17 protein-coding genes are annotated in these 19,434 nt (G+C 43.5%); 10 read left to right on the top strand and 7 right to left on the bottom strand.

The features are described 5' to 3' along the window. Positions 1-58: 58 nt before the first annotated feature. Positions 59-988 carry a hypothetical protein gene (locus IH597_10040; protein MBE0662799.1) on the bottom strand — a complete coding sequence of 310 codons (930 nt, stop codon included), beginning with the start codon at positions 986-988 and terminating at the stop codon, positions 59-61. 424 nt (positions 989-1,412) lie between these two features. On the opposite strand from IH597_10040, the gene IH597_10045 reads away from it, so the two are divergent. From IH597_10045 to IH597_10055, 3 genes are all read left to right on the top strand, one after another. Next, positions 1,413-2,162: a hypothetical protein gene (locus IH597_10045; GenBank protein MBE0662800.1), complete on the top strand. Its 750-nt coding sequence runs from the start codon at positions 1,413-1,415 to the stop codon at positions 2,160-2,162. Positions 2,163-2,248: 86 nt separating this feature from the next. Continuing rightward, positions 2,249-3,667, top strand: coding sequence for a TonB-dependent receptor (locus IH597_10050; protein ID MBE0662801.1), 1,419 nt, complete (start codon positions 2,249-2,251; stop codon positions 3,665-3,667). Between the two features lie 12 nt (positions 3,668-3,679). Next, positions 3,680-4,000 carry a rhodanese-like domain-containing protein gene (locus tag IH597_10055; GenBank protein MBE0662802.1) on the top strand — a complete coding sequence of 107 codons (321 nt, stop codon included), beginning with the start codon at positions 3,680-3,682 and terminating at the stop codon, positions 3,998-4,000. Positions 4,001-4,003: 3 nt separating this feature from the next. Here IH597_10055 and IH597_10060 read toward each other — a convergent pair whose 3' ends face one another. Further along, positions 4,004-4,780 (bottom strand): SDR family oxidoreductase, encoded by a 777-nt coding sequence (locus IH597_10060; GenBank protein MBE0662803.1) that lies wholly within the window; start codon positions 4,778-4,780, stop codon positions 4,004-4,006. 109 nt (positions 4,781-4,889) lie between these two features. On the opposite strand from IH597_10060, the gene IH597_10065 reads away from it, so the two are divergent. Both IH597_10065 and kdsA read left to right on the top strand, forming a co-directional pair. Then, a complete protein-coding gene (locus IH597_10065; protein ID MBE0662804.1) occupies positions 4,890-6,170 on the top strand; it encodes a replication-associated recombination protein A in 1,281 nt (426 codons plus the stop codon). 118 nt (positions 6,171-6,288) lie between these two features. Next, a complete protein-coding gene (gene kdsA, locus IH597_10070; GenBank protein ID MBE0662805.1) occupies positions 6,289-7,113 on the top strand; it encodes a 3-deoxy-8-phosphooctulonate synthase in 825 nt (274 codons plus the stop codon). A gap of 2 nt (positions 7,114-7,115) precedes the next feature. Here the strand turns inward: kdsA and IH597_10075 are convergent, their stop codons facing one another. The 5 genes from IH597_10075 to IH597_10095 all read right to left on the bottom strand — a co-directional run bounded on the left by IH597_10075 (position 7,116) and on the right by IH597_10095 (position 13,853). Then, entirely contained in the window at positions 7,116-8,288 is a 1,173-nt protein-coding gene (locus IH597_10075) for a DUF4831 family protein (protein MBE0662806.1), read from the bottom strand. A gap of 862 nt (positions 8,289-9,150) precedes the next feature. Beyond that, positions 9,151-9,369 carry a hypothetical protein gene (locus tag IH597_10080; GenBank protein ID MBE0662807.1) on the bottom strand — a complete coding sequence of 73 codons (219 nt, stop codon included), beginning with the start codon at positions 9,367-9,369 and terminating at the stop codon, positions 9,151-9,153. Between the two features lie 166 nt (positions 9,370-9,535). Continuing rightward, positions 9,536-12,385, bottom strand: a complete 2,850-nt coding sequence (locus IH597_10085; GenBank protein ID MBE0662808.1) for an AsmA family protein — start codon at positions 12,383-12,385, stop codon at positions 9,536-9,538. A 368-nt stretch (positions 12,386-12,753) separates the two neighbouring features. Then, positions 12,754-13,161: an Rrf2 family transcriptional regulator gene (locus tag IH597_10090; GenBank protein ID MBE0662809.1), complete on the bottom strand. Its 408-nt coding sequence runs from the start codon at positions 13,159-13,161 to the stop codon at positions 12,754-12,756. A gap of 2 nt (positions 13,162-13,163) precedes the next feature. Then, positions 13,164-13,853: a Crp/Fnr family transcriptional regulator gene (locus IH597_10095; protein MBE0662810.1), complete on the bottom strand. Its 690-nt coding sequence runs from the start codon at positions 13,851-13,853 to the stop codon at positions 13,164-13,166. Positions 13,854-14,042: 189 nt separating this feature from the next. On the opposite strand from IH597_10095, the gene IH597_10100 reads away from it, so the two are divergent. The 5 genes from IH597_10100 (at position 14,043) to IH597_10120 (ending at position 19,268) form a co-directional block, all read left to right on the top strand. Then, entirely contained in the window at positions 14,043-15,020 is a 978-nt protein-coding gene (locus tag IH597_10100) for a PstS family phosphate ABC transporter substrate-binding protein (GenBank protein ID MBE0662811.1), read from the top strand. Positions 15,021-15,073: 53 nt separating this feature from the next. Next, complete coding sequence (pstC, locus tag IH597_10105; GenBank protein ID MBE0662812.1) at positions 15,074-15,916, top strand: phosphate ABC transporter permease subunit PstC; 843 nt, start codon at positions 15,074-15,076, stop codon at positions 15,914-15,916. Between the two features lie 179 nt (positions 15,917-16,095). Then, a complete protein-coding gene (locus tag IH597_10110) occupies positions 16,096-16,953 on the top strand; it encodes an ABC transporter permease subunit (GenBank protein MBE0662813.1) in 858 nt (285 codons plus the stop codon). A gap of 2 nt (positions 16,954-16,955) precedes the next feature. Beyond that, positions 16,956-17,717, top strand: coding sequence for a phosphate ABC transporter ATP-binding protein (locus IH597_10115; protein ID MBE0662814.1), 762 nt, complete (start codon positions 16,956-16,958; stop codon positions 17,715-17,717). Between the two features lie 282 nt (positions 17,718-17,999). Further along, positions 18,000-19,268: an alginate export family protein gene (locus tag IH597_10120; GenBank protein MBE0662815.1), complete on the top strand. Its 1,269-nt coding sequence runs from the start codon at positions 18,000-18,002 to the stop codon at positions 19,266-19,268. The last annotated feature ends 166 nt before the right edge of the window (positions 19,269-19,434 follow it).

Genomic DNA, 19,434 nt, shown 5'->3' on the forward strand with positions numbered 1-19,434 from the left:
ACAGTATCACTGTATCACTGTATCACAGCATCACTGCATCACCGCATCACAATAGGTCCTACCCCCAAAATGGGTTGATCACTCTACGATGGCGGATGAGCGTATAGATAGACAACAGCAACCACGACACAACAAAATTGATAGCCGATATAATGGTAGCATAAATAAACAAGGCGGTGGCAATACCTGTAACACGGGCAATGCTTCCCATATAGGTTTGCAGATTGATGTATTTCCAGAAACTGCCAAAGACCTTATTGAGACCGGCATGATCAAGTACCATGACGAAGAGGTTCAGAAAGAAAATGAATAAGGCCAGTGTGATGAAACCTCCCAAAGCGCCTTTGAGATCTGGTGGGCTAAGTTCCATATGCGAGGCGATGCTCATTGAAAGATAGATGAATAACCAAAATTGCCATTCAGTAAAATTAGCCGGATTGCTCAGGGCTTTCAGGGTGATTGTAACTGCATCAAGCAGAGATTTATAGGCAAATTGCCAGTTGCTGAGTTCGAGCGAACTTATGGTAGCGCCGTGTTTCTTAATTTCGCTGAAAACACCTTTAATATTCGGAACCAGATAATACATAGCAGCATATAACACGATTGAGCCAAAAATAATGGGTCCCACCCCAATAAAAAAGTTCCCTATGCGATGCCAGATATTTTTGCGATCGTAACTGTGGATCACATAACCAATGGAGCCATCCTTGGGGTTAGGATCAAAAAGTTTGATCCTTTCAATCTTATGAAAAAAGATAAGGCAGAAAATTGCATGGCCCAGTTCATGAACCGGGGTTCCAATCCAGCCGGTAACAATGATGTCAAGGGTTGAACCCACCGATTTCATATAAACACGCCTTGTGTTGCGGGCCAGAAAATACAAGACCAATCCAAAAATAAAAAGAATCCCAAAAATACTTATAAGCTGGCTTACAGTTAGTAAGGTGACTGATTTAAGAAATTCAAGTACAGCATCAAGTGTAGTCATGAAGTAATAATTTGGCAGCGCAAATTAAAGAATAAAGCTTCGCGCACACAAAGGTTGAATTCAATTCTAAGAATTGTTTAATGCGGCTAAAGCCGTGCAACTTGCTGAATTTAATTGCCGTTGGCTGAAGCCAACGGCAATTAAAGAATTTTAGAATGAACTAAACTAAAAGCTGTGCCTGATCTGAAAAGTCGTTATGCCCCTAAATTACTCACTTCGTTCGTGAGATCGCTTCGCTAAGTTCCCTAAAGGGGACTTTCACAAACTGCTGAATTTTAGCGGTTCCCCTTTAGGGGTCAGGGGCTAAAAACGATAAAATTCAGCAGTTTGTGATTTCCCGACTAGGCTCAAAGCTGAAATATAAAAGTCTGCCTATCTCTTACAAACGCTTTATCTTTGCCGCCGGCAAGAAAAAACATGCAATATGAACCTACCTGGAAAATACACCTTTAAAATCCGATCGTACGAAACCGATGAATTCAATCATCTCAAAATAAGTTCTGTTTTCAATTTCATGCAGGTAGCTGCCGGCTTAAACGCCGAGGAACTTGGGTTCGGATACACACAGCTTAACCCAAGAGGCATTTTCTGGATACTCTCGAGGGTAATCCTTGAGTGGCATGGCAATGTGAAGTTTGATGAAGATCTCATTGTAGAAACCTGGCCCAAAGGCATCGAAAGACTGTTTGCCATACGCGATTTCAGATTTTATTCGCAGGATGGCGGTAATATTGGCAAGGCCACCACAGCATGGCTTATGATGGATGCAAAAAGCGGAAGGCCGGTCAATCCTGCTAATGAAAGATTTGATCTTCCCTTGTTTGACCTTCAACCGGCCATTGACGAATTGCCCGGCAAAATTGCAGAGCCTGCTGAAATGACTCTATTGACAAAACGCAGCACGGTCTATTCTGATATTGATGTTAACCTGCATGTGAACAATGCAAAATACCTCGAATACATCTTTGATGCCTTGCAGACTAAAAGCATTTTCCCAATCAGGAACTGCCGGATACAGGTCAACTACCTGAAAGAACTCAAGCAAGGTGAAACGATTTCAATTATGGGTTCGCACGATAACAATCCGGGCAATGAAATAGTTGTATCAGCAATCAACCAAGCCAACCAAATGATATTTCAATCCAGGATAAATTTTGATCTATCACCAATATAATCCACGCATCGCAATTTTTCATGGCAAGGACGTTTCAACCAAATAGGCCTATCTTTGTTGTACTCCTGTAACCTGCCATTCATACCATGAGCGACGAAAGAGAAATACTCAATGCGAACCAAAAGGCATTAGCAATAAATCTTGACCCAACGATTTTTGGCACTTTCGCCGAAATTGGCGGAGGACAGGAAGTTGCCCGCAACTTTTTTCAGGTAGGCGGCGCATCGGGCACAATTGCCAAGACCATCTCAGCTTACGACAAGCGTTTCAGCGATGCCTTGTATTGCGAAGGCAAAGAAATGAAACGCTATGTTTCGCGCGAACGCCTCGAACTCATGCTTGATACAGAGTATAAGGAAATGGTCAGGCTGCTTGCAGGAACCCGCGATCAGAACACTCGTTTCTTCTCATTTGCCGATACAGTTTCCACCATTAACTATCAGAAAACCAATGTCAGCCACGGCTGGTTGGGCGTTGACTTTCAGCTCGAACCCGGCCATCTTCCCAACCGTGTGATCCTGCATGTACGCCTGCATGAAAACGACAATCTCCTTCAGCAAAATTCTCTCGGCATTCTTGGTGTGAACCTAATTTACGCCTGCTTTTATTTTTGGGAGTGGCCCAACACGTTTTTGCAGTCACTGCTTGATAATCTCTCCACCGACCGCGTTGAAATAACCATGATCCACATGGGTGGGCCTCAACTCGGCTATATTGACAACCGGCTGCTGGCGGTGCAACTTGTAAAAAACGGGATGACCAGCGCGACCATGTTCGATCGCTACGGTAAAGTTCAGGAACCTGCCGATATGCTTTACAAGAAGAATATTCTGGTTTTTCGCGGCAGTTTCAGGCCAATTACCTACGTTGGGATTGATATGCTCAAAACCAGCTTCGGCATTTTTAAACGTGATGAGGACTATGACAAGGAAAATACGTTGCCGCTATGCGAAATAACCCTTCGCAACCTCTTGGAAGAAGGTGTATTTGATGAACGCGATTTCCTCGACCGGGTTGACCTGCTCAACAGCTTAGGCCAAAATGTGATGGTTTCAAATTATCGTGAATTTTACAAACTTGTGACCTATCTTTCACAGTTCAGGATCATCAAACTCAGGATTGTTATTGGCATCCTCACTTTCCGGAAGGTTCTTGACGAAAAATATTATCAGAACCTGAAAGGTGGGATCATGGAAGCATTTGGCAAACTTTTTCCCGAAAATGCAAAAATGTATATTTATCCATCGCTCGACAGCAATGGGAACCTTTCAAATATTCAAAACATAGCTGTGCCACCAGGCATCAAACACCTGTTCATGCACCTGCTCGAAAACCGGAAAATACTGGATATTGCAACTGCCAACAAGAAATACATGCACATTTTTTCAACACATGTGCTGGATAAAATAAAACATGGCGATCATACATGGGAAGAAATGGTTCCTCGTTTTGTAGCAGATTTTATCAAGAAAAAACAATTATTCGGATTTGAAGAGACCAAATAGACTGTTGCCACTATGAGAATGATTACTCCGGTTGAGCTAAAAGCCAGGCTTGATAAAAATGAAGAAATCCAGATTATTGATATCCGCGAACCTGAAAAATTTGAAGCGGGTCATATCCCCGGCTCGATAAATATTTTTCAGAAAGATATTCCCACGAATATTGACAAGATATCCCGCAGCGGCATGGTTGTGCTGGGCTGTACCTATGGCATGAAAAGCGACCAGGCTTATATTTACCTGCGCGAAAAGCACAAATTCAAAAACCTATGGTTGCTTGAAGGTGGCTTCTACGACTGGACAAGGGATGTTGACCCAACGATGATTGCCCTGTAATTTTTATCCGAACACAAATTTTGACAATCCTCCTTCCACGCTGAAAGTTTGCCCAGTAATATAACCCGATGTTGGTGAAAGCAACCAGGCAGCCAGCATGGCAAACTCAGCCGGATCGCCCATGCGGCCGGTCATCAGTTCTTTTTCAAAGGACTTACGAGCATCAACAGCTGTAATGCCTTTCGTAGCACTTCGTTTTGCGAACAAACGTTCCATAGCAGGCGTATCGTGATATCCCGGAGCCATTACATTGATGGTTATCCCTTTTGAACCTACCTCGTTGGCAATAGTTTTGGCCATTCCTACAACGGCCATGCGCAGGGAATTACTCAGTATCAGGTTTTCAACAGGCTGCTTTACCGAAACGCTTTCAACCATTACAATCCGGCCATAGCCTTTTTGAATAAAGCCAGGCAACAGCCGCTGCAACAAATCCACTTTCCAGCGCAGCAGATGATTGTAGGCTTCATCCCAATCCTTCAATTGTGTTTCAAGAAATGAACTGGCTGGCGGGCCAGCGGCGTTAACAAGCACTCCATCAGGAATGCGGCCGTTGAGCACACTTAAAAGTTCATCGAGGAAATCAGCGCTGAAAAGTTCTCCTGGAAGGATTTCAACAGCAGCAGGGTTCATACTTTTTAGTTCAGTCAACGTATCCCCGCGACGGGCAATTGCCAGCACGTTGGCACCTTCATTCACAAGGCGTTCGGCTATGGCCCTTCCAAAACCACTGCCGGCGCCACAAATGATAAAAAATTGGTTGTTGAGTTGTAAGTCCATTAATATTTTTTTTTTGCGAAGATAATATTCTCTTCGCTAAGTTGATTTTAGCGATAGCATCGCTTAAAGCGATACTATCGCTGGAAAAAATAGTAATTTGGCCGGCAGAATGAAAAACGCTAATAATATACCGCTCGCTGAGCAGCTCCGGCCACAATCGCTCGATGGTTTTATCGGGCAGGAACATCTGGTGGGTGATGGGGCGATTTTACGCAAGGCCATTGAGTCGGGTAATATTCCTTCTATGATCCTCTGGGGACCGCCGGGAGTTGGCAAAACCACCCTGGCATTTATCATTTCGCAGCAGCTTCAGCGGCCGTTTTTCACGTTGAGTGCCATTAGTTCCGGTGTGAAAGATGTAAGGGAGGTGATAGCAACCGCCAAAGAAAATGCCGGTAATGCGATACTGTTCATTGATGAAATCCACCGCTTCAGCAAATCGCAGCAGGATTCCTTGCTCGGCGCTGTTGAGAAAGGAATTGTGACGTTGATTGGTGCCACCACCGAAAACCCTTCTTTTGAAGTGATCTCTCCCCTGCTGTCGCGTTGCCAGGTGTATATCCTGAAATCACTGGGCAAAGACGATTTATTGAAACTCCTTTCCCATGCGGTTCAGCATATTCAAAATGAAACCGGGAAAAAGATTGAAATCCGCGAAACCGAAGCCCTGTTGAGAATTTCAGGAGGTGATGCCCGTAAACTTTTCAATGCCATTGAACTGGTAATCGGTTCAGAACCTGCCTCAAACATGGCCCTGGAAATCACCAACGACAAAGTGCTGGAGGTAATTCAGCAAAACCTGGCCTTGTACGACAAAGGCGGCGAAATGCATTACGATGTGATCTCGGCTTTTATCAAATCCATGCGCGGTTCCGACCCCAACGCGGCCGTTTACTGGCTTGCCCGCATGATTGAAGCCGGCGAAGATCCTTTGTTTATTGCACGCCGGATGCTCATCCTTGCTTCGGAAGATATTGGCAATGCGAACCCAAATGCCTTGTTGCTCGCGACCAGTTGTTTCCAGGCCGTGAATGTGATCGGTTATCCCGAGTGCAGGCTCATACTTTCTCAAACCGCCATTTACCTGGCATCTTCGCCAAAAAGCAATGCTTCTTACCTGGCCATGAACCAGGCGCTGGATACGGTTCGCAAAACCGGCGACCTGCCCGTGCCCTTACCCTTGCGCAACGCCCCTACACGGCTGATGAACGAAATTGGTTATGGAAAAGGCTATAAATACGCTCATGATTTTGATCAGAACTTTGCCGAGCAGGAATTTCTGCCCGAAAAATTAAGTGGCAAGAAATTCTACGACCCCCAACACAACGCCCGTGAACTCGAGATCAGAAAACACCTGCAGGCGCTGTGGAAGAAGAAGTATGGGTATTGATAGTCGTAGGTTAATCAAATTCAATTACCATTCATCTCGAACCCGTTTAAAGTTATAGATTGCAACAGTTAATTATTCTAACGGTTTCTATACTTTTGCAATCAAACAAGCACCATACATGGATTCAGTATTAAATAGCATTCTAAACCAACGCCACCTTGATTCAGGAAACTTTTTTCTGATTGCCGGCCCTTGTGTGGTCGAAGACACCGAAATGCCCGAAGCCATTGCCACCAGGATCAAGGAAATCTGCGACAGGCTTGAAATCCCTTTCATTTTCAAAGCATCGTATAAAAAAGCAAACCGTTCGAGAGGAGATTCTTTTACCGGGATCGGAGATGAAAAGGCGCTGGAAGCCATTGCCCGGGTGGGTTCCAAGTTCGACATTCCAACCCTTACCGATATTCACAGCGAAGCAGAAGCCGAAAAAGCCGCTGCCTTTGTGGATGTTTTGCAGATTCCGGCTTTTCTATGCCGGCAGACCGAACTCCTGCAGGCAGCCGCGAGAACCGGAAAGGTAGTCAATATTAAAAAAGGGCAATTTGTGTCAGCCGCATCTATGGCTTATGCAGCAGAAAAAGTAGCCGCTGCCGGAAACGACAACATCATATTCACCGAGCGGGGCAGCATGTTTGGTTACCATGATCTAATCGTTGATTTCAGGAATATTCCGGTAATGAAATCTTTCGGATACCCTGTGGTTCTTGATGTTACCCATTCATTGCAGTTGCCCAACCAAAGCAGCGGGGTCTCTGGCGGTCTGCCCGAACTGATAGAAACCATTGCCTGCGCCGGTATTGCTGCAGGAGTTGACGGCTTGTTTATCGAAACCCATCCCGATCCGCGCAATGCCAAATCCGATGGCGCAAACATGCTTCCATTGGATAAGCTTGAAAAACTGCTCACAAAACTGGTTCGGATCAGAAAAGCCTTGAAGGGTTGAGATTATTTTAACATCAGGTATTTAACTGCCCCGGTTTCAGGATAAAACTGAATTTCCCTTACGTTTTTGTATGGCAGGAAACTGATTACACCAAGTTGGTTCACAAGAAACTGGCTTTCGGCAAGGCTTTCTTCACCCATTCTTACATTGATACTTGCTTTATCGGGAATGCGGTAATAGAAACCGGTATATTTTCGGTTGCCTTGTTCACGCAAGGTCTGGTGGCTGCTCATTTGCGCTGTGTTTCCTAATTTACGATAGGATAGCTGAACCGGTTCTCCAACCGGGTATTCCTTTTCTACGATCCCACGGTTTGAAGCAAATTTAAAAAGGGTAACAGGATCATTTTCCTTACCAGGCTCAGGTTTGTAAATATAACTATAATGACTGGTGGTAGTTACGGTCTTCCCTTTAAAAAGTGCCAGGTATTCATCCTGCAGCTGACGGAGCTGATCGTTCATAAACTGCATCACCTCGGCAGAATAGTTGACTTCCTGATAGCCTGTGAGCAAGCTGAACCGCTGGTCTTCGAGCTTGAGAATAAAATTTGCCGCTTCCCGTGCTTTCTGCTCGGTGGTTTTTTCGATAAAAGTTTTGCGGAAAAAGATTTCTTCAAAAGTGGTGGTATCAACACTGATTTTACGCATGAATGTGTCAATGCGTTCAATAATATTGGGAACCGTAATATCAACGAATTCCGACCTCAGCGAAGATTCGCGGGTAAGGATAATGGCATTGGATTGTTTTTGCTCTTTCACGGTTTCCTCCCACCTGGCCGATTGCATGATTCCTTCTGGGCTCAAAGAAAACCGAAGCTCCTTGGTTTTTTTCTTTGGAACCTGTGCAAAGTAAAAATGGTTTGGATCTGCCTCGTGGTAAGTACTCAGGCTAACCCCTGAAATGTGATAGGAGGCAGAATTCACCCTGGCAACGTTTTCGAGGCCGAGCAAGCGGGCGGCGTATTCTGCGTAAGGCCCACGGAAAGTTTCTACTTTATCAACCCAAACATCAACACGTACAAAAGTTTGGGGCAAAGCATAATAGATGCCTTCATTTTTGTAAGCCTGTTGGTCGTCAGAAAGATGAACCACAGAAATCTGTGCTTTGGAAACTGTTGCGCTAAAAAGCAGGCAAAGCAATAAAGTAAATGTGCCGGGTAAAAAATGTTTTTTCATTTCGATTACTTTTAAGTGTTTAGACTAATTTGTTGCAGGAGCTCGGAAAATGAGTAACCGTCAGGTCGGGTGCTAAATTACAATATTTTTAATGTGAGCAATATTTTTCGATCGCAATTAAGCGAATTTGATAAAAACAGCTAAAATTCTGTAAAAATATTTAACGCAGACCGGTTGATTTACCTAATAAAACCGCGATATTAAGTCCACTCCGAAACGTCACAAATTGACTTTTTGGAGTGGACACGATATTTAATTTCTGAAGCTATACTGTCAGCGAAGAGCTGGGACGGCATTATAAAAACTCCTTAGTAATACAAGGAAGGATTTGCAGGGTAAGCACTGAGAAAGCTACCAGATTATACCACGAAGAAAAACAGATGCATTTCTCAGGGCGGGCTTTGCGCCAGCAGCACGCATAGTGTCGCGCTGAACTCAATACTATGAAAAACAAATGTATACCGCGGCACGGTTCGTGCTGCGCGGCCAAAACCTGACGTAGTATTCAAGGAGTTTTATTAAGCCTTGACCTTTTTGTAACTTTTTGGGTCAAGCCAAAAAGTTTGTTAAAAAAAACTTGTCCATTTATCGATGTACTTCCACATTCGCTTGAATAGTGCACAGATTCTATCAAAGTAATGGTTAGCCCAAGTATCCTGTGCTCAAAACATAATCGTCGGCTAAGAACCTGTCCGGAAATTACCCGTTAGACCGCTTGGAGCGGTTGGACGGGTGTCTAAAGCAACGTTCGCGAAGTGCTGAGCGGCATAATAAAAACTCCGTAGCAATACAAGGAAGGTTTTGCAGGGTAAGCCCTGAGAAAGCTACCAAACTAAACTACGAAGAAAAACGGATGCATTTCTCAGGGCGGGCTTAGCGCCAGTAGCACGCAGAGTGCCGGGCTGAGCTCAAAACTATATAAAACAAATGTATGCTGCGGCACGGTTCGTGCTGCGCGGCCAAAACCTGACGTAGTATTCAAGGAGTTTTTATTAAGCCTTGATCTTCCTGCCCGTCTGGCAGGCGGGTTTGTAACTTTTTGGGTCAAGCCAAAAAGTTTGTTAAAAAAAAGCTTGTCCATTTATTGATGTACTTCCACACTCACTTGAATAGTGCACAGATTCTATCAAAAGAATGGTTAGCCCGAGTATCATGTGCTCTAAGCATAATCGTCGACTAAGAACCTGTCCGGAAATTATTCGTCAGACCGCTTGGAGCGATCGAACGGTGTCTGAACAAAAAAATGCCTAAAGCGTATCCACTTGCTCCCGCGCCCTACGCATAATCTCATCTGCCTGCGACTGTGCTTCAGTCATCACATCAGCGGCCCTTTTATCTGCCTCTTTTATAACATTCTGAGCTGAATTGTCTCCTTCCGTCCTGACCCGTTTGGCAGTTTCTTTGGCAGCCAGTTCTGCTATCATACCCCGGCTTTTACCTTCATCCTCTATTCGTTTTGCCTGGATTCCGGCCTCGCTTATTATTGTTTCAGCTGCAGAAGTAGCCTCTGAGCGGATTCTGTCGGCAGCAACCTGAGCCTTGCTAATCAGTTCATCGCCTTGTCGTTGGGCCTCATTTAGGATTTTATCAGCTTCCTCACTCACTTTTTTCATCACCTCTTCTTTTTGCTTCTCCAATTCCTGCATCACAGCGCCTTCAATCTCTGTTTTGATATTGCTTGCTGCACTCTTGTAGTCAAGTCCAATTTTAGGGCTTGTAACAGAACCGGTAAGCTTTGCGTTGACATTCAGATGACTTCCGGGTGAAATGTTTATTCCTTTTTTTGCAGCAGCATCTGAAATGCTGCTGATTGCCTGGTTAGCGCTGGTTCCAAACTTATCGTAAGGAATCTGAAAGACCAGGTCATAATTAATTTGCTGGTCGAACCCAACAGATCCGCCAATGATAGTGCTTGTTCCTCCATAATTTATTGTAAAAGGTTTCTGGAAGAAACTGCCCTTCAATATGTCGAATGCAAAACTCAATCCATCAGTAACCATTCTTTTATAGTCAGGATTTCCAAGTAGCGTTGCAATTTGGTTCATTACCTCAACAGAGTCAATCCTCAGTTGGGAAGTTTGCAAATTTCCGGAACCAAGGAAAGTTTCATACTTAGGATTGAAGTCCTGATCTAATCTGCCACGCAGCTTCAACCCTGTTGAAAGAGTACCACTTGCCTTTTCTGCTACCGGGGCAATCAGTTTTAACATGCCGATACTTTGATATGCCATTGGGATATCGAATTTGGTAATCTTGAAGTCCATATCAAAGAAGCCTGAGGTTTTATCAGTGGCATCAAACACACCTCTTATCTCAATATTTCCGGCCAGCATATCGGCAACAAGCGGACTAAACCGGATTACCTGGTCCTTATAAGTAATGTTTGCAACGGCATTGCTGAGTTCATAAGCCTCATAGTATATTTTTTTTGCCCTGGCATTCATCGTGAAATCAATGCGTTCGGGAAGGTCAGGTATCTGGTAGGCAGCTTCCAAAGTATCTGCGGGCAATTCAGTTTCTTCAGGCATTGCTGCTATCAGTTCGTTCAGGTCAAGTGTTTCTGAATTCAGGTTAATATTTCCTTTCAGATAACCCTCGCCCAGATAATAAGACAGATAGTTTACAATTCTACCCGAGGTTTCCATATTGCTTTTACCAATGGTAATATCCATGTTGACAAGGCTAATAAATGCCGGTGTGAAATCCATTCTTGCTCGGTGAATTGCAAGAGGCAGATTGATAGCCGTGGATCGGTAGATCAAGTCGCTCAGAACCAAAAATCCATTTGCTGTAACATTGTTATAGCGTGCATTTTCAATATCAGACATCTTACCAGCAAAACTGGCATCGAAATCGAGTAGTCCTTGTAGCGATTCATCCTGGCCAAGCGGCACAACCTTCGAAAGGCTCGCAAGATCAATTTTGCCTATCATGGTCATATCCATTTCCGGATCGCTGACAGGCGTTTTCAAAGAAAACCTGCTCTTTACCGGGTTGCCGGCCAGGGTGAAATCGAAGCGGTCAACTTCAATCTTTGTGTCGTCCATATCGCCGGTTTTGTTGTCAATACGGGTGATGAGATAAATATCCCTTACATTCTCAGGTAAATCCGGATAGCTGAAATTTGCCCCATCCACATCAAGGTTCAGACCGAAGCCCGGCATGGAATTATCTCCGTATAAGCCTTTTACATGGCCATTGAGCGAGAATTGACCATCAGCCTTTATCTTTTCAAAGTCCCTTGCATATATAGCAGGAACCAGCGACAAAAGGCTCCTGAAGTTTTTATCGGCTGACTGAAAGTTGATGTCCATCGTTATGTCGTCGTCTACGAAACCAAAACCGCCCTCTATGTCTATACCCAGGTCGTTCAGAGATAACCTGGTGTCGCGCATTGTATAATATTCTTTATCCATGTCCACAGCAAAGAGGCCTTTGTAATTGACCTTTACATTGCTCATGTAAGTGACATCCTCATAAATCATGATCAGATCACTTGCTGTGACCTCTGAGTGAATATCTGAAAGCCCGGTGGAAAGGTTTCCGCTTATGCTTCCATCCAGGCCTTCGAGCAGCATAAGGAAATTCATTTGCCTGTCGTTATAAAGAACCCTGCCGCTATTCAGCGTTAATTCATTAATATCAATCACTAGCGGGTCCTCAGAAAGCATTTCTGAATCCGGTTCAGCAATTGCTTCATCAGGCAGCACTATGTCCCAGTTGTATGAACCATCATCAAGTACCAACAGGCTCAGCACCGGAGTGTTGAGGTCAACTCCCTTGATTTCGTAAGGGCTTCCACGAAAAACACTTCGCACATCCAGTATGACCCGAAGTGCCTCAGCGTGGAACAGTGTATCATTTTCAAAAGGTTGATTTCCTGTTATTACAAGTTTATTCAACTTGAGTGAGAAATCGGGGAAGCTTCTGATCAGGCTAAGACTGGCGCTTCCAAAATCAACCCTGGCATTAATGCTTTTGTTGATCTCAGCTTTTACCATACGGATAATTTTCCCCTGGAAGATAAAAGGCAGCGCTATGATGAGCGCAAAGATTACCACTAAGGTAATGGCAAGAACTTTAATTAATTTTTTCATGTGGTATGGGCTTTAGAGTACTTGTGAATTTTGTAGAAAAGCATGTTGCTGCTCTTAAATATTTCAAAATGCTGGCTTTATGCGGACAAATATTAAACAACCCAGAATTGTTTTTGTGCAATCACACTAAAGTAATTTGAATATTAAATCCACTCAAAACAATCACAAACTGCTGATTTTTATCGTTTTTAACCCCTGATCCGCCGCGGCGGAGAAACGCCAAAAATCAGCAGGCTGTGGAAGTCCCCTTTAGGGAACTTAGCGAAGCGATCTCACGAACGAAGTGAGTAATTTAGGGGCAAATTGACCTTTAGTAGCACACCTAAAGCCAACCATATTTATTGATCCAAAAGGTTGGGTTTGATAATTCAAATTAAAGAAGCCAATGTTGTTGCTGCCAGTTTATTGTAGGTATATTCCCTTATGTCTTTAAATGTATGTCTGATGGAGCAGGTTTCTTCCACCTTGCATTGCGAGCAGGGCTGATAGTATTTTTCTGAGATGCATGGCAACAATGCAATTGCGCCTTCAAAGAGACGGACTATTTCGAGCAGGTTAATCTGTTCAGGCTTTTTATTCAGGAAATAGCCGCCGTTTTTTCCCAGTTTGCTGTCAAGGTAACCGTTGTTTTTCAACTCCAGCAGAATTGCCTCAAGAAAGCGTTTTGGAATTTTTTCGCTTTCGGCAATCTGGTTGATCTGAATTGGGCCTTTATCATAATCCCTTGCAAGCTTAACAAGTGCAAAAATTGCGTAGCGGGTTTTTTGCGTGAGCATGGTTATCCGTTTTTACTGATGAGCTTTAATTTATCAATATCTAATATTTCCAGCACTTTACCAGTGCATTTAATAAGGTCTTCCTTTTGCCATCGTGAAAAGGTCATAATAACATTCTCAGGCGAGCAACTTGCAAACTCCGCCAGTTCCTTCCGGGTCAAAGAAAGCTGGAAGGTATTGCTGTGGTAAACATTCCCGGCCAGGTGAATGATAATGTCAGCAATCCTGCCTTCTTTATGCTTCGAAGCCAGGCTCACAAAGTTAACAATGGTCTTTTTAAACATCTCTGAGGTGATCTGAAGGAGGGTAAACGAAAACTGCGCATTCTGCTTAAGTAATTCAAGTACTGCATTGGATTCAATGAGGATTACTTCGCAAGTTTCGACTGCAACGATCGAAAACAGGTTATTGTTCTGGTAGAACAGATTCGCACCACCTAAGATCTTCGGAGAGGATACAATGGCCAGGATGAGGTTCTTGTTCAGTTCATTCTCAAAATTGAATTTCACAATTCCTTTTTCCAGATAGGCTACATGGGTTGACTGCCCGCCCTGCTTGATAATGGTTTCGCCTTTTTTAAAAGTAAGCCTTACCGATGCGCGCTCAATCGTATTGATTTCCTCATCGGTAAGGAAGGGCAAAGATAGTTCCTGCAGCCAGCCTATCTTCTGTTTTAATGACAGGATTTCCATAAGGCTATAATTTTTAATGATTTTATATAAAGAATTTCATTAACAGGTATTAAAACAATAACACAAATATACACTAAATCTATTGACATTATGTGTTGTTTTGTAAATAAATATCAACAAATGTTCTTTGCCTGATGCTTCAGCAGGTTATTTACAAGGTTATTATTTATATATCAACACTTTACAATCATGAAAAAAAAATATTACAAATGGTTAATGGCATTGGCAATTGGATTATTTTTCTTGCCGGGATCAGGCTGCCAGGGGCCGTCATCACAAAAAGCATCAGATGGCGATGAATTACGAGGCACAATTTCCATTTCCGGAGCCTGGGCCTTATATCCGATGACTGTGAAATGGTCGGAGGAATTCCGTAAGTTGCATCCGCGGGTTCGGATTGATATTTCAGCCGGGGGAGCCGGAAAGGGTTTTACAGATGCCATGTCGGGAATGGTTGATTTGGGAATGTTTTCCCGTGGTTTCACTCAAGCCGAGCTTGACAGAGGAGTTTGGTATGTTGGGGTCACAAAAGATGCGGTAATCCCGGTAATAAATGAAACCAATCCTTTTAAGGAACAGATTCTGAAACGTGGAATAACGCGCGAAGAATTTCAGGAAATATATTTGAACCAATCCATCACAAAATGGAAAGACCTGCTGAATATTCAAGATGATAATGCTATTCACGTCTACACCCGATCCGATGCCTGCGGCGCTGCCGAAATGTTTGCCGAGTACCTTGGCAAGCATCAGGAAAATCTGCTTGGTACCGGCGTTTTTGGCGATCCCGGAATTGCAAGCGCCGTTAAAAACGATCCCTTTGGAATGGGCTACAACAACGTGAACTTCGTATATGACCTCCAAACCCGCCGTCCCTATCCAGGACTCGTAGTTATTCCACTTGACCTGAATCAAAATGGCAAGATTGACCCGGAAGAGGATTTTTATGATACGTTGGATGAACTCAACACAGCCATCCGCGATGGAATATACCCCGCTCCACCCGCACGTCCTCTCTATTTTGTGGCAAAAAGCAAACCCGGGAGGAAAGAAGTGATAGAGCTTCTGCGATGGATATTGACAAGTGGACAAGAGTTCGTGGATGAAGCAGGTTATGTTGCGTTGCCCGACCAAGTGATTGAAGAAGAACTTAAAAAGCTGAATTAGTGACCTCGTTTCAAATTATCAGGCGCTTGCGCGACAGGATCAATGTTTCGTGGATGATTGTGGCCCTGGCCATTGTAGTATTTCTTCCGTTTGTGCTTGGCATTGGTTTATACCTTCAATCAACATTGCTTTTAGAGGAGCAAAGCCTTTTCAGGATTTTATTCACTTCGCAGTGGCAGCCGATGTCAGGGAAATTCGGATTGCTCGGTTTTATTCTGAGTTCATTGATGGTCACGGCGCTTTCATTGCTGATTGCCGGCCCGGTTTGTTTGCTCACAGCCATTCATCTCACACAGTATGCAAAAAAATATGTGCTAAAAATTATGCACCCGGTGATTGATATTCTTGCCGGAATTCCATCGGTGATTTATGGCGTTTGGGGCATTATTGTGATCGTTCCGTTAGTCTCAAAATATCTAGCTCCATTTTTCGGCGTTCAGACTTCAGGTTACACTTTACTTACTGGCGCTATTGTATTGTCTGTAATGATCATACCCTTTATTTTGAATATTCTGATTGAAGTATTCCGGAGCATTCCAACTGAACTCACCGAGGCATCGCTGGCACTTGGTGCAACCCGCTGGCAAACCATCAAGCACGTGATTGTCAGAAAAGGGTTTCCGGGAATTATTTCGGCGATGGGGCTTGGCGTTTCACGTGCTTTTGGCGAAACCATTGCCGTGCTGATGGTTGTTGGCAACGTGGTCAAAATTCCAACAGGCGTTTTTCAGCCCGGTTATCCACTTCCGGCGCTGATAGCCAATAATTATGGCGAGATGATGTCAATACCTCAGTATCAGTCGGCATTGATGTTCTCAGCCCTGGTTTTATTTGTAGTTGTAATGCTTTTTAACCTGGCTTCGAGAATTGCCATTTCACGGTTCGAAACCAAGTAAAATGCTTAAGTTCGAGGTTCAAAGTTCAAAGTTCAATGAATTAACGAATTACAAATTAACCAATTAATGAATTACCCAATTAACCATTCAACCTATCAACTACTCCAACACTCCATTACTCCAATACTCCAATACTCCAGTACTCCACTATTCCAATAAATCCAGGCAAAGCAAATGAAATGAAAAAGTTCAAATTTATAGAAGAGAAGATTTTCAGAGCGCTGATGTTTTTTTCAACCGTGTTCATTGTAACGTCGCTGGCATTGATCATATTCAGCATTTTACATAAAGGTCTTCCGGTTTTATCATGGGAAATGGTATCGCAGACTCCGAAAGGAGGATATTATTTTGGGAAGGAAGGAGGCATTGTCAACGCGATAGTTGGCTCATTCTACTTATCAGTTAGTGCAACCTTTCTTGCATTGTTTGTCTCATTGCCCCTGGCTCTTTTTATGAATATTTATTTGAAACGTTTTAAGATCGTCATCAACGCCATCCGTTTCTTCCTTGATTTGTTATGGGGAGTTCCATCCATCGTTTACGGAGCTTTTGGGTTCACCATTATGATTTATTTCGGGTTGAAAGCTTCACTGATTGCGGGTATTTTTACTGTGACCCTATTCATTATCCCTATCATGGTCCGGGCCATGGATGAGGTGTTTAAAACCGTTCCGGTTGGCTTATACGAAGCAGCATTATCATTGGGATCAACACGTTCCGAAACGGCTTACAGAGTTTTCCTGAAACAATGTTATCCGGGAGTGATAACCGCAGTTTTGCTGGCATTCGGCAGAGGCATCGGCGACGCTGCATCGGTACTTTTTACTACTGGTTTCACGGATCATATTCCAACTTCACTGTCTCAACCAACAGCAACGCTTCCTTTGGCAATTTTCTTCCAACTTGGCTCGCCCATCCCTGAAGTTCAGGAAAGGGCATATGCTGCTGCAGCAGTGCTCACATTTTTCATTCTTGCAATAAGCATATTGGCCCGTTTGAGTTCGGGAAGATTCCAGAAAAACAAGATTAATTTCTGATTATGGAAAACAACGCAAAAATTATTACCAAGGACCTGAACCTTTCGATCGGGAAATTGCAGATTCTTAAAAACATCAATCTTGCGATCCCACCCAATAGAGTTACAGTCATTTTAGGGCCTTCTGGCTGCGGCAAGACTACACTGCTCAAAAGTATGAACCGCCTCACCGATCTATATCCGGAAATGGAACTATCGGGTCATATTTATATTGACGGAAAGGACATTCTCAAAGCTGGAACGGAAATCACCGAAATCAGGCGGAAGATGGGATTATTATCACAACGACCATATCCGCTGCCCATGAGCATTTATAAAAATATTGCCTATGGGCTTAAAATCAATGGTGTTTATAACCGTGCAGCATTACAAACAAAAGTGGAGCATTACCTGCGCCTGGCCAATTTATGGGACGAAGTAAAAGACCGGCTGCGTGAACCTGCCAATACCTTATCCATCGGACAACAGCAGCGCCTTTGCCTGGCACGTGGCCTTGCGGTGGATCCTGAAATTATCCTGGCCGACGAACCAACCTCAGCGCTTGACCCCATTTCAAGCAATGCCATTGAAGCGCAGTTTTCGCATCTCAAGGAGCATTACACAATTGTAATGGTAACACATATCTTGCGTCAGGCGCGCCGTATAGCCGATCATATTGTTTTCATGTATCTTGGCGAAGTGGTTGAGCAAGGCCCTGCTAATGAGTTTTTCAACAACCCGAAGATGGAAAAAACAAAAGAGTATTTGAAGGGAGCGTTTAATTGAAGATCCAAGTCTCAAATTCCAAATCCCAAGACCCAAGACCCAAGACAAGAAACAAGAAACAAGAGTCAAGACAGAAGAGACGAGGCTCAAGTTTCAAATGCAACAATGTGAAGACTAAAGTTATTAGGAACGATTTGCAATTTTTGCAATTTTTTAATGTCAAAAAGTTCTGTATTATTGTAGTTTAAAGTTCTATTAAATCCTCTGTGAAACCTGACAGCGTTCGAAGAACCTGTCAGCGTTTGAAATGAAGAATAACTATTCTATAAAAAAATCAAAAGAATGAAAAAGGGATTACTACTGCTTGGATTGATGATTGGTTTTATCATGAACCTTTCAGCACAATTTACCCTGAGCGGGGAACTGCGTCCACGCCTCGAACTAAGGCATGGTTATTCAAAACTTCCAAATCCTGATGACGATATGGCGGCATTCATCAGCCAGCGAAGCCGGATCAACCTGTTGTATGAAGATGAAAAATACTCGGCTTTTGTAAGGTTCCAGCAAGTAGGTGTATGGGGTAACGTTGGCACGTTGCAGTTTGCGCCGTCAATCGGCCTTCATCAGGCGTATGTGGATGTGAAGCTCTGCCCGCAGTTCAGTATCAAAGCCGGCCGACAGGAGTTGGTGTACGATAATCAGCGTCTTTTCAGTTTGAATAACTGGCGGCAACCCGGTCGTTCGCACGATGCCGTGGTACTCAAATACCAGGAAAACGACTGGAAACTGCATTTGGGAGGCGCATTTAATCAGAGCAACGAAAACGTTTTTGGTACACTTTACGATAACACCCAGCCAGAGATTGCGGGAAATTACAAATCTTTATCCTACTTATGGATCAACCGAAAAATCAGCAATTTTCAGATTTCAGGGCTTGCTGTAATGGATGGTTTTCAGCAACTTGATCCTGATACGGCCACGAACCTGCGGTTCATTACAGGTGGATCAGTTGTTCGCCAGTCAAAACTTTCAAAGCTGGAATTATACGCTTACTATCAGGGTGGTAAAACGCAAGCCGGAAGGGATATAAGCGCCTGGTATGTAAATTTTTCCGGGGGAATAAAACCAAATGACAAGATCAATTTAACCGCAGGAATTGAAATATTCTCCGGTAACGATTTCACCAGACAGGAAAATGAATTTAAAGCCTTCAACCCTTTGTACGGAGCTAATCACGGTTATAACGGTCACTTAGATTATTTCACCAACATACCGAATCACACCAAAGGTGCAGGCCTGATCAATCCTTATTTTAAGGTCAACTTTCCGTTGAATAATAAAATCATCCTTAATGCCGATTACCACTATTTCGCTCTTCAAAACAACCTTGTTGACAATAATAATCAAACGCTTGATAAATACCTCGCTTCTGAAATTGACCTGAGTATGCAATACAATATCAGTGATCAAGCTATTGTTCATCTTGGCTACTCAAGCATGTTGGCTACCGAATCCATGGAATTCCTCAAAGGCGGTTCGCATAAAGAACCCATTCATTGGGCCTGGGTGATGCTGACTGTGAAACCGGTTTTCTTTACTACTAAAAATTAAGAGATATTATAGTTCAAGGCTAGCGATACTATAGCTCAAATCTATTATATCGCTAAAAAGGTTTTTACCACTGAGGTACTAAGTTCACGAAGAATCACTAAGTGAACCTCTTTGTTCTCAGTGCCTTAGTGGTTTGTTTTTTTGGTCCTGACTTGGGGCTTGGGGC

It is taken from the genome of Bacteroidales bacterium (assembly GCA_014860575.1).
Classification (GTDB): domain Bacteria; phylum Bacteroidota; class Bacteroidia; order Bacteroidales; family JAAYJT01; genus JAAYJT01.

Coding starts and splice junctions, on each gene's coding strand:
- IH597_10050 (MBE0662801.1), top strand. CDS start 2,249: ATGAGCGACGAAAGAGAAATACTCAATGCGAACCAAAAGGCATTAGCA.
- IH597_10090 (MBE0662809.1), bottom strand. CDS start 13,161: ATGCTCACGCAAAAAACCCGCTACGCAATTTTTGCACTTGTTAAGCTT.
- IH597_10100 (MBE0662811.1), top strand. CDS start 14,043: ATGAAAAAAAAATATTACAAATGGTTAATGGCATTGGCAATTGGATTA.
- IH597_10040 (MBE0662799.1), bottom strand. CDS start 988: ATGACTACACTTGATGCTGTACTTGAATTTCTTAAATCAGTCACCTTA.
- IH597_10120 (MBE0662815.1), top strand. CDS start 18,000: ATGAAAAAGGGATTACTACTGCTTGGATTGATGATTGGTTTTATCATG.
- IH597_10085 (MBE0662808.1), bottom strand. CDS start 12,385: ATGAAAAAATTAATTAAAGTTCTTGCCATTACCTTAGTGGTAATCTTT.
- IH597_10055 (MBE0662802.1), top strand. CDS start 3,680: ATGAGAATGATTACTCCGGTTGAGCTAAAAGCCAGGCTTGATAAAAAT.
- kdsA (MBE0662805.1), top strand. CDS start 6,289: ATGGATTCAGTATTAAATAGCATTCTAAACCAACGCCACCTTGATTCA.
- IH597_10080 (MBE0662807.1), bottom strand. CDS start 9,369: ATGGACAAGCTTTTTTTTAACAAACTTTTTGGCTTGACCCAAAAAGTT.
- IH597_10110 (MBE0662813.1), top strand. CDS start 16,096: ATGAAAAAGTTCAAATTTATAGAAGAGAAGATTTTCAGAGCGCTGATG.
- IH597_10045 (MBE0662800.1), top strand. CDS start 1,413: ATGAACCTACCTGGAAAATACACCTTTAAAATCCGATCGTACGAAACC.
- IH597_10075 (MBE0662806.1), bottom strand. CDS start 8,288: ATGAAAAAACATTTTTTACCCGGCACATTTACTTTATTGCTTTGCCTG.
- IH597_10060 (MBE0662803.1), bottom strand. CDS start 4,780: ATGGACTTACAACTCAACAACCAATTTTTTATCATTTGTGGCGCCGGC.
- pstC (MBE0662812.1), top strand. CDS start 15,074: ATGATTGTGGCCCTGGCCATTGTAGTATTTCTTCCGTTTGTGCTTGGC.
- IH597_10095 (MBE0662810.1), bottom strand. CDS start 13,853: ATGGAAATCCTGTCATTAAAACAGAAGATAGGCTGGCTGCAGGAACTA.
- IH597_10115 (MBE0662814.1), top strand. CDS start 16,956: ATGGAAAACAACGCAAAAATTATTACCAAGGACCTGAACCTTTCGATC.
- IH597_10065 (MBE0662804.1), top strand. CDS start 4,890: ATGAAAAACGCTAATAATATACCGCTCGCTGAGCAGCTCCGGCCACAA.